This window comes from Pseudomonas sp. P20, assembly GCF_016463925.1.
Classification (GTDB): domain Bacteria; phylum Pseudomonadota; class Gammaproteobacteria; order Pseudomonadales; family Pseudomonadaceae; genus Pseudomonas; species Pseudomonas aeruginosa.
The window spans coordinates 37,967-50,909 of the sequence record NZ_JAEMVM010000025.1; the positions used below are offsets into that span (position 1 = coordinate 37,967).

A 12,943-nucleotide genomic window follows, 5' to 3' on the forward strand; every position below is an offset into this window, starting at 1 on the left:
GGGTGGCAACTGCCGCCCGCTCAAGGGCTGGCAGGTTGTGCGGGGTTCGACGCGCCCCGCAGGAACAGCTCCTCCAGCGTGGCGGACAACCCGGCGCTGGCCGCGCGACCGCGGCGCTCGGCATCGACCATGCCGTAGATCAGGACGATGAAGAGTTCGCTGAAGGTCGCCGCGCTGATATCGATACGGAACACACGCTTCTGCTGGCCGCGCAGGAAGAAGGCGTCCAGGGCTTCGACATAGGACTGCCAACTGGCGTCCCCATGCCCGGCCTGGCGTCCCGGGTTCTGCTCGAACATCAGCAGCGCCAGCAGGTCGCGCTGGGCGAGGTGTTCCCGGATCAGCTCGCGTAGCGCTTCCCGCGGCTCCAGCCGCTGCAGGGCGGCGCTGTGGGTGAGGCGTTCGAGGGTACTCCTGGCATGGCTTTCCAGGCGCCGCTTGAGACCTTCGCGGGTACCGCAATGACGGTTCAGGGTTGCCCTGCTCACTCCTGCCAGTTCCGCCAGTTCTCCCATGGTGGCGCGCGGATGATTGACCATCGCGGTGGCCAGGGCCTTGAGCAGGCGCTGGTCCTGAGACGACGGGGTTGGCGCTGGGTCGAGACTGTCCCTGTGCGGGGAGTCGGGTAGCTGGGCGGATCTGGGAGCGAGTGTCATTTTTGAGGTTTTTTTTATTCTTTTGAGACTGATTTGGATCAATTGTAGCAGGCTGGATCTCCCCACGCCTTGCTTCGCGTCAGGTCTTGAGCGGCAGCACCATGGCCGCGAGCAGTGCCAGGCCCACCCAGACCTCGCACGGGGCGATGGTCGCCGCCTCGCTCAGGCAGAACGCCTTTGACAGGACGAGGGTAGCGGAGACGGTAAGGGCGGCCAGTACGCTGCTCAGCGTCACCGTAGCGGCCTGGAATCGGACGGCGAACATCCGCCGGCGAAGCGCCCCGCCCCACGAAAACCGGGGTGGCTGGCCAGCTTTCTCTCGGTCTGTCATATACTTGGCCGAGTTTTTTTCCTTTTCTTCATGAGGTGCTCGTTTTGGCTCAGTACGTCTACACCATGCATCGGGTCGGCAAGATCGTTCCGCCCAAGCGTGAAATCCTCAAGGACATCTCCCTGTCGTTCTTCCCCGGCGCCAAGATCGGCGTGCTCGGCCTGAACGGCGCGGGCAAGTCCACCCTGCTGCGGATCATGGCCGGCGTCGACACCGAGATCGAAGGCGAGGCCCGGCCGATGCCGGGGATCAACGTCGGCTACCTGCCGCAGGAGCCCAAGCTGGACCCGCAGGCCACCGTGCGCGACATCGTCGAAGAGGCCGTCGGCCAGATCAAGCAGGCCCAGGCGCGGCTGGACGAGGTCTATGCCGCCTATGCCGAGCCGGATGCCGACTTCGACGCCCTGGCCGCCGAGCAGGCCAAGCTGGAGGCGATCCTGCAGGCATCCGACGGACACAACCTGGAACGCCAGCTGGAAGTCGCCGCCGACGCCCTGCGCCTGCCGCCGTGGGATGCCAAGGTCGAGCACCTGTCCGGCGGCGAAAAGCGCCGCGTAGCGCTGTGCCGTCTGCTGCTGTCGGCTCCCGACATGCTGCTGCTGGACGAACCGACCAACCACCTGGACGCCGACTCGGTGGCCTGGCTGGAGCATTTCCTGCACGACTTCCCCGGCACTGTGGTGGCGATCACCCACGACCGCTACTTCCTCGACAACGTCGCCGGCTGGATCCTCGAACTCGACCGTGGCCATGGCATCCCGTTCGAAGGCAACTACTCCGGCTGGCTGGAATCCAAGGCCGCCCGCCTGGCCCAGGAAGCCAAGCAGGAAGCCTCCCACGCCAAGGCCATGAAGGCCGAGCTGGAGTGGGTACGCCAGGGCGCCAAGGGCCGCCAGGCCAAGTCCAAGGCGCGCCTGCAGCGCTTCGAGGAACTGCAGTCGCAGGAATTCCAGAAGCGCAGCGAGACCAACGAGATCTACATCCCGGCCGGTCCGCGCCTGGGCGACAAGGTCATCGAATTGCACAATGTGACCAAGGGCTACGGCGACCGCGTGCTGATCGACAACCTGTCCCTGAGCATTCCCAAGGGCGCCATCGTCGGTGTGATCGGCGGCAACGGCGCGGGCAAGTCGACCCTGTTCCGCATGCTTACCGGCAAGGAGCAGCCGGACTCCGGCACCATCGAGATCGGCGAGACCGTGCAGATCGCCAGCGTCGACCAGAGCCGTGACAGCCTGGAAGGCAACAAGACCGTGTGGGAGCAGGTTTCCGACGGTTTCGAGCAGATCAAGATCGGCAACTACGAAGTCCCGTCGCGCAGCTATGTCGGTCGCTTCAACTTCAAGGGCGCCGACCAGCAGAAGTTCGTCAAGGACCTCTCCGGCGGTGAGCGTGGCCGTCTGCACCTGGCCCTGACCCTGAAGCAGGGCGGCAACGTGCTGCTGCTCGACGAACCGTCCAACGACCTCGACGTGGAAACCCTGCGTGCGCTGGAAGAGGCGCTGCTGGACTTCCCCGGCTCCGCCATCGTGATCTCCCACGACCGCTGGTTCCTCGACCGGATCGCCACCCACATCCTCTCCTACGAGGACGATGGCAAGGTGACCTTCTTCGAAGGCAACTACACCGAGTTCGAGGCGGACCGCAAGAAGCGCCTGGGCGACGCCGCGGCCCAGCCGCACCGCGTGCGCTACAAGAAACTGGCGTAAGCGCACCCTCGAGAAACCGCCCGCCGGCGTTGCCGGCCGGCGGTTTTTTCATGCCTGGAATTCAACGAGCCATGCGCTGGGGAACATGGGAACTGCGCAGGGACACCTCCATCGGCGGTACCCGGGGGAGGCTCCCACGCAGCATGCCTGAGCCTTCACCTAACTAAAGATGGGGGTGCATCGACGGCTGCGATGGTGTCAGCTCTGCTAGTGGTCTGCGCAGCCGATCCGTGCGCTCAATACCGCCTGCCCGGAGAGGCCGCGCCATATGGCGAAGCCCGGCGGAATCGAGTACCGGCATTGGCCGGGCGGACCAGCCGCTACCTTCGCTCGGCGCTGGCGCCTCGGGGTAGCGTTGCCGGTGGTGGCGGCTTGTGCGCTGTCTCCATCATCAGCAGTATGGCCGTTCGGCCTGTATCGCCGGCCTTGCGGCGGTACGACCGGGCGGGCCTTGAAGGGATGCGAGCGGTCGGGTGCGAATGCCAACAACAAACAAGCACGAATCATTGATCTCCCTGCGGGGGATCGGCAAGGGCTACCTCCTGGGGGGGCAGCCGCTGCAGATACTGAAAGACGTCTGCCTGGACATCTTTCCCGGAGAAAGCTGCGCGATCGTCGGCGCGTCGGGCTCGGGCAAGAGCACCCTGCTGAATATCCTCGGCCTGCTCGACCGCCCGGACAGCGGTGCCTACCGCTTCGCCGAGCACGACATCTTCAGCGTCGACGGGGACCGACTGGCGGCGATCCGCAACCGCCTGATCGGCTTCGTCTTCCAGAGCTTCAACCTGTTGCCGCGGCTGAACGCGCTGGACAACGTCGCGCTGCCCCTGAGCTATCGAGGGATGCCGCGCCGCGAGGCACTGGAGCGGGCCGAGGCGATGCTCGCCCGGGTCGGCCTGGCCGAGCGCGCCGGCCATCGTCCGGCGGACCTCTCCGGCGGCCAGCGGCAGCGCGTCGCCATCGCTCGCGCGCTGGTCGGTGAGCCGGCGCTGATCCTCGCCGACGAACCAACCGGCAACCTCGACGCGAGCACCGCGAAAGAAGTGCTGGAGCTGCTCCTCACCCTCAACCGCGAGCGCCAGGTGACCCTGGTGGTGGTCACCCATGATCCCGGCCTGGCGGCCCGTCTCGGGCGCCAACTGACAGTGCGGCATGGCGAGGTGCACGAGGACCTGGCGGAGGCCTGCCGGTGAGCGCCAGCCCGTCGCCCCGGCAATTGCTTCACGAGGCCCTCGCCAGTCTTCGCGGGCTGGGGCGCCGCTCGCTGCTGGCGTTGCTGGGTATCGTCATGGGCTGTTCATCGGTGATCGCGATGCTGAACATCGGCAGCAACGCGACCGACGAAGCGATGAGCATCTTCAAGGACATGGGCACCGACACCCTGGTGGTGCAGTTCCCGTTCGCCCCGCAGGCGCCGATGCCGATGCCGGCGTCGCTCGACACCGAACCGCTGCTCCGCGACGTGGCCGGTCTGGAGCACCTGGCGGCGCTGGGCCTGTACTCGGCGCCGGTGACCTTTCACGGACGCACCAGCAACGCCAGTATCGTCGGCGCCAGCGCCGGGCTCGCGGCTGCCGCCAGGCTGCGGCTGCGCGAAGGACGTTTCCTCTCGCGCTTCGACGATCACGACACCTACGTGGTGGTGGGCGCGACAATCGCCGAGGCCCTGGGGGCGCCCGGCGATCCGCTGCGCCTCGGCGAGCAACTGACGGTCAACGACTATCTGTTTCGCGTGATCGGCATTCTCCAGCCGCAGGCCAGCGCCGCTCTCTTGCCGTTCGCCGCCAACGACTCGCTGTTCGTGCCGGCGCCGGGCATGCCGCGCCTGCAGCCGGCCGCCGAGGTCAGCCATGTGGTGGCGCGGGTCTCGCCGGGAGCGGACGTCTATAGCGTCGGCGCGGCCCTGGGCGCGGCCCTGACGGCGCGGTTGCCCGGCCACGAGGCGCAGGTCCAGGTCTCGCAGCAGGTGCTCGATGGACTCAAGCGGCAGACCCGGACCTTCACCTACCTGCTGGCCGGACTGGGGATCATCTCCCTGCTCGGCGGCGGCGTCGGAGTGATGAACGTGATGCTGATGAGTGTCGCCGAACGCCGCCGGGAAATCGGCGTGCGCATGGCGCTGGGCGCGCGCCAGCGGGATATCCGCAACCTGTTCCTGATCGAGGCGGTGACCCTGACCGCCGCGGGCGCGCTGTCGGGCGCGGTGCTCGGCGTGGCGGCTGCGTATCTCTACGCCAGGTTCTCCGGCTGGACCTTCTCCCTGGCCTACGCGGCCCTGCCGCTGGGGATGGGCAGTACCCTGCTGGTGGGGCTGTTCTTCGGGCTCTATCCGGCGGTCTCGGCGGCTCGCCTGCAACCGGTCGAGGCGCTGCGCGATGAATAGGTGGGGCCTGGGCGTGCTGTGGCTGGTCGCCGCTCTTCCGGTGGCGGCCAGCTTCAACCCGGCGCTGAGTCCGGACGTACCGAGCATGGCCCGCGAGCAGGGCAGGTCGGTGCTGCTCAGCGAGCAGGTGATCGACCTCAGCCTGAGCGACGCGGTCTATCTTGGCCTGCGCAACAACCGTGGAATTTGCCGGCCTTGGGGAAGGCCTTGCGGAAGGCGTCCACGTATTCCGGGATGCTGCCCAGGGTCTGTTCGACCAACTGCGGGGTACTGTGCATCTCGACGCTGTTCTGGATCGGACCCTTGGCCTGCTCCCCCAGGTCCTTGGCGCGGCCATCCCAGAACTGCGCGGCATTGAACACGGCGTTGAAGACCGTCGGTGAATTGCGTGGCCCCTTCTGCCAGCCGTGACCGACCGACGTCGGTACGTTGTCGGCGCCGCCGGTGCCGACGTTGTGGCAGGTGTTGCAGCTGAGCACATGGCTGCGTGACAGGCGCGGGTCGAAGAACAGTTTCTTGCCGAGTTCGCGCTGTTGCTCGCTGATGGGCTGGCCGCGTAGCTCGGTGACCTGCTCGGGGATGGGTTTGAACAGCGCGCTGGCCTGGTCGTGCAGGGCATCGGCCTGGGCGAGGGGCGTGGCGAACGACAGCAACAGGCTGCCAAGCGGGAGCAGTTGCGAGGACTGCATCTTTTTTTCTCCTTATCAGGCGTTACAACCGGTCCTGTGAGGAGAGGCCAGCGGCGCGCTGCCCGGCTTGACGTGGATCAAGCGCACCGGGATCGGTGCTGCGGATGGTTGTCGCAGCGTGCTTCAGCGCTCGCGCAAGGCCCGGGCCAACGCGCGGTCGCGGTCGCGCTGCCAATCGTCGTCGCGGTCGTCCCACTGGCGCTCCTCGAAACGCCGCCGCTCTTCGCTCCGCGCCATCGACCGGCATTGCTCGAAGCCGTCGCCCCAGCCGCTGGCGTAGATCGCCTCGCGCAGGTAGCGGGGGACGTCCTTGCGGAATTCGCCGCTGATCGAGCCGGCCGCCTGGCGGCCGCTACCGCAGCCATCGTCGAAACCGTCGGCATAGGCGGGCGGGTAGCCCTTGGCGAGCAGGTACTGGTGGGTGCTTTCGCAGCCGCCGAGCAGGGTGGCGGTGAGCAGGATCAGGGCGAGGACAAGCACGCCGAGACGCGAAGAAGACATGGCCGGGACTCCTCGACCGCCGGGTTGGGGCTCCCGGAGATTCGCGCCGGGCCCGCTGGCAGGTCCGGCGCGAGTCTAGGTCGGCATTGGTGAGGAATTCGTCAAGCCGATGTGATGACGATGCGATGACCGCCGCCGTCCAGCGCCTGGTCGCCGATCCTCACCGGCAGGAAGCGTTCGATAACCCGGCGGTTGCTTTGCAGATGGGCGCTCAGCCGCGGCGTGGTGAAGCTGCCGGCGCCGGCCAGGGCCATGGGCAGCAGCAATTGGTCGGCGAGGTGCTCGTCCGCCGCGCAGCCGCTTTCCATCCAGCCGATGGCTTGCGTCGCGACCTGTTCCGCCACCCGTTCGGCGCTGACGCCGGCCTGGCCGAAGGCGCAGAAGGTCGCGCAGATGTGCTCGCAGTCGATCCGCAGCAGCAGGGCGTTGCCCGGCCCCTGGTCCTCCGCGAGGAACTCCAGCTGGCGTTCTTCGTCGCTCCAACCGAGGCGCTGGCGGACCCTCTCCAGCTCGCGCTCGCCGACGTGCCCGGGAATCCCGGCGAGCAGCGCCGGCGCCTGGCGCCGCAGCGCCGCGCCGGGATGCTCCAGTTGCAGCGGCCGCCAGCGCGCCGGGCGTACCCGCGCCAGCAGCTCGCCACCGCCGGCGGGTACGAAGCCGTGGCGCAGCAGTTCCAGGTCGACTTCCGCGCCCATCCGCTGCAACAGCGGCAGCCAGCTGTCGCGGAGAAAGTCCGCCGGCGGCGCCAGTGGATTGTGGGTGCCGCCGCTGATCCTCACCCGGCTTTCGCCGTTTGCCGCGAGCAGCGCCGGCAGCAGGGTTTGCAGTACCAGCGAGCAACTGCCGGCGGAGCCGATGGCGAAGGCGTAGTCGCCGGCGCGGATCGCACCGGGCCGGAACGCCAGCTCGCGTGAGCCGAGCTCGGCACCCTCGACCTCGGCCGCGCAGATTTCCGCCGCCGCGCGCACCGCGGTGAGGTGCTGCCGCAGCAGCCCCGGACGGCTGCGCCGGCCACGGATGTTGCGGATGCGCAGCGGCTGGCCGCTGGTCATCGACAGGCTCAGGGCGCTACGCAGGATCTGCCCGCCGCCTTCGCTGCCGTCGAGTTCGATGAGGTCCTTTCTCATGAGGTTTCCCTTGTGTATTGCCATATCTTGTCGTGGAGGTAGCGATCCAGCAGTCGGCTGTCCTGGCGCGCGCCGGTTGGTTGGGTGGCCCCTCGTTCGGCCTGGAGCAACTCCGCTTCGATGAAGCGTTGCAGCGCCAGGCGCGGAGGGCCGTAGGCCGATTCGTCGCGCTGACGCTTGAGGCTCAGCAAGGCATCCAGTTCTTCGCGCAGCGACGGATCGTCCAGCGTGGCTTCCACTAGCCTCTCGAACGCCACCGGCGGCAAGCCCAGGCCTGCATCCAGCCAACGCACCGCGAACAACGGACGCAGGACGTAGAGGTATTTCTTCAGCCGGACGCTGTCGCCCTTCAGGTAGCCCCGGTAGTTCTTGCGTGCCATCGACAGGTAGTGATGGCGACTGCCTGGTACGGAGTGAAAGGCGCTGCCCAGCCAGAGCAGTTCCTCGCGCACGCCAGGCTCTTCCCGATACACCAGCGGCGAGCCGAGCCACTCCAGCAGGGCCGGGTTGGATTTGCGCATCAGGCGCAACGCCTTGCGCAGTTCCCAGCCGCTGATGTCCAGCTCGTCGCTCAGCGGACGTTCTATCACGTCGCGAGGTTCCTCGACGCGCTGATACCACTCGGGCTGATGCACATAGACGAAGCGTACGTCGTAGTCGCTGTCCGGCGAAGCGAAGCCCCAGGCCCGGCTGCCCGACTCGCAGGCGTAGAGCACGACTACGTCGTGCTCGCGTTCGATCCGTTCCAGCTCATCCAGTACCCGCTCGCGCATGGCGGCGGGGAGCGGATGGCGTTCTTCCCTGTTCATTTCGATTCTTCCCCAGCGGGCGCCACAGGGCGCCCGTCATCCTTTCACGCACACCACCTGACGCAGGGTGTGCAGCACTTCCACCAGCTCGCGCTGGGCTTCCATGACCCGGTCGATATCCTTGTAGGCCATCGGGATCTCGTCGATCACGTCGGCGTCCTTGCGGCATTCGACGTGGGCGGTGGCGCGCGCCTGGTCGGCGACGCTGAAGACCTTCTTCGCCTTGGTCCGGCTCATGGTCCGCCCGGCGCCGTGGCTGCACGAGCAGAACGCTTCCTGGTTGCCGAGGCCGCGGACGATGAAGCTCTTCGCCCCCATCGAGCCGGGAATGATGCCGAGCTGGCCCTTCTGCGCGGACACCGCGCCTTTGCGGGTGACCAGTACCTCCTGGCCGAAGTGGCGCTCCTTCTGCACGTAGTTGTGGTGGCAATCGACCGCCTCCAGGTTGGCTTCGAACGGCTTGCGGATCACCTGGCGCGCCGCCTCGATCACCGCGTGCATCATCAGCGCGCGGTTCTGCCGGGCGAAATCCTGGGCCCAGCCGACCGCTTCCACGTAGTCGTCGAAGTGCCGGCTGCCTTCCTCGAAGTAGGCCAGGTCCTTGTCCGGCAGGTTGGCGATGTGCTGGCGCATGTCCGCCTTGGCCAGTTCGATGAACAGGTTGCCGATGGCGTTGCCGACCCCGCGCGAACCGCTGTGCAGCATGAACCAGACGCGGTCGGCCTCGTCCAGGCAGACCTCGATGAAGTGGTTGCCGGTGCCGAGGGTTCCCAGGTGCTGGCGGTTGTTGGTCTTCTCCAGCCTCGGGTGCTTGTCGGTGATCGCCTTGAAGCGACCGGCGAGCGCCTTCCAGGCCTGGTCGGCGGCCTCCGGTACCTCGTGCCAGGCGCCGCGGTCGCGGCGGCCGAAGGTCTTGCCGTGAGGTACCGCCTGCTCGATGGCGCTGCGCAGGCCGTGCAGGTTGTCCGGCAGGTCGGCGGCGAGCAGCGAGGTGCGCGCGGCGATCATTCCGCAGCCGATATCCACGCCCACCGCGGCCGGGATGATCGCGCCGAGGGTAGGGATCACGCTACCGATGGTCGAGCCCTTGCCCAGGTGTACGTCAGGCATCACCGCCAGGTGCTTGAAGATGAAGGGCATCTTCGCCGTGTTCAGCAACTGCTGGCGCGCTTCCTCCTCCACCGGGACGCCCTGGGTCCAGAGCTTGATCGGCTTGCCGCCGGCCACTTCGAGGATATTCATGTCTTTCATCGTGCTTTCCTTGTGCTCCGCGCCGTCTTGTCGACGGAGCGGCTATCGTTCGTGATCAGGCCTGCTTCAGCGTGACCAGTCCGTTCAATACCTGGTCCAGGCCACCGAATACCGAAATCCGGTCGATGCGCTCGGCCACCCGCTCCAGGGTTTCCAATTCCTTCAGACGCAGCGCGGTCGGGTTTTCCTCCATGACCTTCGCGGTATTCAGCAGCGAGCGGGTCGCCGAGGTTTCCTCGCGGCGGCGGATCACATTGGCCTGGGCCGCCTTCTCCGCCTCCACCACCTGCGCCAGCAGGGTCTTCATTTCGCCCGGGAGGATGATGTCGCGTACGCCCAGGCCGCTCACTTCCAGGCCGCTGTCTTCCAGCTTGGCGGCCAGGTGGGCGCTGACCGCTTCGTCGATCGACTGCTTGTTCTCCAGCAGTTCGTCGAGGGTACGGGTGCCCACTGCCGCCCGCAGGCCGAACTGCAGCTCGCGGTACAGATACTCCAGCGGTTTGCTCAGCCGCGAGAAGGCGGTGAGCACGTCGCTGTAGCGCCAATTGGCGGCGAGGTTCAGGCGCAGGCTGACCTTGTCGCGGGTGAGGATCTCCTGGCCGCTGACCTCCAGCGCCTGGATACGGGTGTCGACCAGTTCCACGCTGACTTGCCGGTTGTAGCGCCAGAAACCGTATTGTCCGGCTTGCAGCAGGCCGGCAAGGGCGCCGTCGACCTTGAGCACGCCGACCTGGAACGCCGGCACCTGGACCAGCAACACTGCGTCCAGGCCCGCCAGGGCGCGGTCGCGCAGGTTCGGCTGGTGCAACTGGGCGACCAGCGCGGCGGACAATCGATAGTCCTGGGTCAGGTCGATGCGCTCCAGGCGCTGCTCGGTCTGGCCTTTCCAGTACAGTCGGCGGCTGCCCGGTGCGAGCAACTCCACCAGCACGCCGTCCTCGTAGCGCAGGCCGGCCTCGTTGTCGCCCAGGTCCATCCGGGTGAAGTAGCGCTCCACCAGTTGCGGTTCGCTCTGCCGCAGGTAGCCGGCCAGGCGGTGTTCGAACTGCGGGGTGTTCAGGCTGAAGCTTTCCAGGCTCAGGCGGTCGTACGGATCGAAGCGGCGGTAGGTGCCCGGTTCGAGCACGGCGAGGAAGTCGCCTTCGGAATACAGCAGGCCGCGTTCGTTCTTCTTCACGATAAAGCGCTTCAGCATTTTCATCTCTTCATTCCTTTCATTCTTCCGTGGTGCCGGTGTTGCCGGCCCGTCGAGCGTCGTGGGTGGAGCGCGGAGGAGGTTGGCCTGGCGGACGTCCTGTCCATACGATCGATTCCCTCGATCCCCGGCCTGCCTTGCCCCGTGCCCGAACCGCGGGCCGGACGGGCCGGCGGCGGCTTCGGCTCCCTTGCGTTGTCCGGCCTTCCTGGCCGCTTGCGCAGTTCGCCTCGGCCACACCGGCGGGTGTTGCCATTGAGTGATTGCCGTTAAGGCAACGTTCGAGCGGGAGTCGAACCCGCGACAGACCATTTCGTGGATGGTTGCTCTACCAGGCTGAGCTATCGAACCGCGAAGCGGCATTGCCGTCATTCGCGAATGACCGTCGTTGTTGCGGGCGGCATGCACGACGCCGACACCAGGGGTGGGCTCGGGCACCGGCGGGACTGGAGTCCCGACCCGTCGGCCTGCATGGGCGATGCGGTCGAAATGGATATAGCGAGCGGCGTGCCAGGTTTTTATTGATGAGACTGTTTCTTGATTAACTGTTTGATTTTAAAGGTGAATAAATTTTTTATTGCGCTTCGTCGGCGAATTCGATGGAGAGATGCCTGGCTATTTCTATATATTTTCATATCGATCTTTATCTTGAAGGATAAGCAGTGATGAAACGCACGGTCGCCATCGGCTTCATCGGCGCCACCCTCGACCGTCTCGGCAAGGGCGCGGCGCGCTGGCAAAAGTGGCGGCCGAGCATCGGCCTGTGCCAGCAGCCGGACCTGCTGATCGACCGCCTCGAACTGATCCACGGCAACGACGCCCGCGACCTCGGCCTGGCCGAGCGGATTCGCGCCGACATCGCCGCGGTGTCGCCGCATACCGAGGTCCGCCTGCAGCAGATGGAACTGCGCAACCCCTGGGACTTCGAGGAGGTCTATGGCGCCCTGCACGATTTCGTCAGCGCCTACCCCTTCGACACCGAGCGCGAGGACTACCTGGTGCATATCACCACCGGGACCCATGTCGCGCAGATCTGCTGGTTCCTCCTTACCGAGGCGCGCTACCTGCCGGCCCGGCTGGTGCAGACCTCGCCGTCGCGGCGCAAGGACGAGGCGCGCCATCCCGAGGGCTCGGCGACGCTGATCGACCTCGACCTGTCCCGCTACGACCGCATCGCCTCGCGGTTCCGCCGCGAACAGGAGGAAAGCCTGGCTTTGCTCAAGTCGGGAATCGCCACGCGCAATGCCGCTTTCAACCGCTCCATCGAGCAGATCGAGCGGGTCGCCGTGCGTTCGCGGGCACCCATGCTGCTGGTGGGGCCGACCGGTGCCGGCAAATCGTTCCTCGCCCGGCGCATCTATGAACTCAAGCGCAGCCGGCACCAGCTCGACGGGCGTTTCGTCGAGGTCAACTGCGCCACCTTGCGCGGCGACGGCGCGATGTCGGCACTGTTCGGTCACGTCAAGAGCGCCTTCACCGGCGCGCAGAATGCGCGCGAAGGCCTGCTGCGCGCAGCCGACGGTGGCATGCTGTTCCTCGACGAGATCGGCGAGCTGGGCGCCGACGAACAGGCGATGCTGCTCAAGGCTATCGAAGAGAAGCGCTTCTTCCCGCTGGGTTCGGACCGTGAGGTGGAGAGCGACTTCCAGCTTATCGCCGGGACCCACCGCGACTTGCGCGGACGAGTGGCCGAAGGCCTGTTCCGCGAGGACCTGTTCGCCCGCATCAACCTTTGGACCTTCGAGCTGCCGGGCCTGGCTGGACGCCGCGAGGACATCGAGCCGAACATCGACTTCGAACTGGAGCGGCACGCCCGCGAGCAAGGGCGGCAGGTGCGTTTCAACCTGGAGGCCAAGCGTCGCTACCTGGCCTTCGCCGGTTCCAGCGAAGCGCGCTGGGCCGGCAACTTCCGCGAGCTGTCGGCTTCCATCACACGGATGGCGACCCTGGCCGACAGCGGGCGGATCGACGAGGCGCTGGTCGAGGAGGAGATCCTCCGCCTGCGCCAGGCCTGGGGGCTCGATGCGGGCCGGGAGCCACTGGCCGATCTGCTGGGGCAGCGGATGGAGGCCCTGGATCTGTTCGACCGCCTGCAACTGCAGGCGGTGCTGGAGGTGTGCCGCGGGGCTAAGACCCTTTCCGAGGCGGGACGCCGGCTGTTCGCCGTTTCGCGCCAGGACAAGCGCAACCCCAACGACGCCGACCGGCTGCGCAAGTACCTGGCGCGTTTCGGCCTGGACTGGGCGCAGATACGCGCCTGAACACCACTTCGGGATATCCTTGGCGTCTTTT

11 protein-coding genes, 1 tRNA gene and 2 pseudogenes are annotated in these 12,943 nt (G+C 66.8%); 5 read left to right on the forward strand and 9 right to left on the reverse strand.

All coding sequences use genetic code 11. The features are described from left to right. Positions 1-20: 20 nt before the first annotated feature. Positions 21-539, reverse strand: a complete 519-nt coding sequence (gene escR / locus JHD77_RS25030; protein WP_003094834.1) for a TetR/AcrR family transcriptional regulator EscR — start codon at positions 537-539, stop codon at positions 21-23. Positions 540-735: 196 nt separating this feature from the next. Further along, on the reverse strand, positions 736-921 hold the full coding sequence (locus JHD77_RS25035) for a hypothetical protein (RefSeq protein ID WP_003161789.1): 186 nt from the start codon (positions 919-921) through the stop codon (positions 736-738). A 110-nt stretch (positions 922-1,031) separates the two neighbouring features. Here JHD77_RS25035 and ettA point away from each other — a divergent pair, with 110 nt between their 5' ends. The 4 genes and pseudogenes from ettA to JHD77_RS25055 form a co-directional block, all read left to right on the forward strand. Continuing rightward, positions 1,032-2,696: an energy-dependent translational throttle protein EttA gene (gene ettA, locus JHD77_RS25040; protein ID WP_003094829.1), complete on the forward strand. Its 1,665-nt coding sequence runs from the start codon at positions 1,032-1,034 to the stop codon at positions 2,694-2,696. A 506-nt stretch (positions 2,697-3,202) separates the two neighbouring features. After that, the gene (locus JHD77_RS25045; RefSeq protein WP_003116280.1) at positions 3,203-3,889 is read left to right on the forward strand and encodes an ABC transporter ATP-binding protein; all 687 of its coding nucleotides are present in this window, start codon (positions 3,203-3,205) and stop codon (positions 3,887-3,889) included. Beyond that, positions 3,886-5,079 carry an ABC transporter permease gene (locus JHD77_RS25050; RefSeq protein WP_003103140.1) on the forward strand — a complete coding sequence of 398 codons (1,194 nt, stop codon included), beginning with the start codon at positions 3,886-3,888 and terminating at the stop codon, positions 5,077-5,079. Before JHD77_RS25045 ends, JHD77_RS25050 begins: the two co-directional genes overlap by 4 nt. Beyond that, a pseudogene (locus tag JHD77_RS25055) lies at positions 5,072-5,266 on the forward strand (TolC family protein); the annotation flags it as partial. The gene JHD77_RS25050 and the pseudogene JHD77_RS25055, both read left to right, overlap by 8 nt. On the opposite strand, the pseudogene ccpA reads toward JHD77_RS25055, so the two are convergent. From ccpA to JHD77_RS25090, 7 genes and pseudogenes are all read right to left on the reverse strand, one after another. Then, positions 5,265-5,768: pseudogene (gene ccpA / locus JHD77_RS25060) on the reverse strand (cytochrome-c peroxidase CcpA); the annotation flags it as partial. The pseudogenes JHD77_RS25055 and ccpA sit on opposite strands and share 2 nt — an antisense overlap. A 123-nt stretch (positions 5,769-5,891) precedes the next feature. Further along, positions 5,892-6,269 carry a hypothetical protein gene (locus JHD77_RS25065; protein ID WP_003107850.1) on the reverse strand — a complete coding sequence of 126 codons (378 nt, stop codon included), beginning with the start codon at positions 6,267-6,269 and terminating at the stop codon, positions 5,892-5,894. A gap of 101 nt (positions 6,270-6,370) precedes the next feature. After that, the gene (gene rtcA / locus JHD77_RS25070; RefSeq protein WP_191519343.1) at positions 6,371-7,396 is read right to left on the reverse strand and encodes an RNA 3'-terminal phosphate cyclase; all 1,026 of its coding nucleotides are present in this window, start codon (positions 7,394-7,396) and stop codon (positions 6,371-6,373) included. After that, a complete protein-coding gene (locus JHD77_RS25075) occupies positions 7,393-8,205 on the reverse strand; it encodes a nucleotidyltransferase domain-containing protein (RefSeq protein ID WP_003105094.1) in 813 nt (270 codons plus the stop codon). The genes rtcA and JHD77_RS25075 overlap by 4 nt, the downstream gene beginning before the upstream one ends. A 36-nt stretch (positions 8,206-8,241) precedes the next feature. After that, the gene (locus JHD77_RS25080; protein ID WP_019726904.1) at positions 8,242-9,456 is read right to left on the reverse strand and encodes an RtcB family protein; all 1,215 of its coding nucleotides are present in this window, start codon (positions 9,454-9,456) and stop codon (positions 8,242-8,244) included. 55 nt (positions 9,457-9,511) lie between these two features. Beyond that, positions 9,512-10,657 carry a slipin family protein gene (locus tag JHD77_RS25085; protein WP_003119411.1) on the reverse strand — a complete coding sequence of 382 codons (1,146 nt, stop codon included), beginning with the start codon at positions 10,655-10,657 and terminating at the stop codon, positions 9,512-9,514. A gap of 271 nt (positions 10,658-10,928) precedes the next feature. Then, positions 10,929-11,002: transfer RNA gene (locus JHD77_RS25090), tRNA-Arg, on the reverse strand. Positions 11,003-11,316: 314 nt separating this feature from the next. On the opposite strand from JHD77_RS25090, the gene rtcR reads away from it, so the two are divergent. Beyond that, positions 11,317-12,912 carry an RNA repair transcriptional activator RtcR gene (gene rtcR, locus JHD77_RS25095; protein ID WP_191519342.1) on the forward strand — a complete coding sequence of 532 codons (1,596 nt, stop codon included), beginning with the start codon at positions 11,317-11,319 and terminating at the stop codon, positions 12,910-12,912. The last annotated feature ends 31 nt before the right edge of the window (positions 12,913-12,943 follow it).

Coding starts and splice junctions, on each gene's coding strand:
- escR (WP_003094834.1), bottom strand. CDS start 539: ATGGTCAATCATCCGCGCGCCACCATGGGAGAACTGGCGGAACTGGCA.
- JHD77_RS25035 (WP_003161789.1), bottom strand. CDS start 921: ATGTTCGCCGTCCGATTCCAGGCCGCTACGGTGACGCTGAGCAGCGTA.
- JHD77_RS25065 (WP_003107850.1), bottom strand. CDS start 6,269: ATGTCTTCTTCGCGTCTCGGCGTGCTTGTCCTCGCCCTGATCCTGCTC.
- rtcA (WP_191519343.1), bottom strand. CDS start 7,396: ATGAGAAAGGACCTCATCGAACTCGACGGCAGCGAAGGCGGCGGGCAG.
- JHD77_RS25075 (WP_003105094.1), bottom strand. CDS start 8,205: ATGAACAGGGAAGAACGCCATCCGCTCCCCGCCGCCATGCGCGAGCGG.
- JHD77_RS25080 (WP_019726904.1), bottom strand. CDS start 9,456: ATGAAAGACATGAATATCCTCGAAGTGGCCGGCGGCAAGCCGATCAAG.
- JHD77_RS25085 (WP_003119411.1), bottom strand. CDS start 10,657: ATGAAAATGCTGAAGCGCTTTATCGTGAAGAAGAACGAACGCGGCCTG.
- rtcR (WP_191519342.1), top strand. CDS start 11,317: ATGAAACGCACGGTCGCCATCGGCTTCATCGGCGCCACCCTCGACCGT.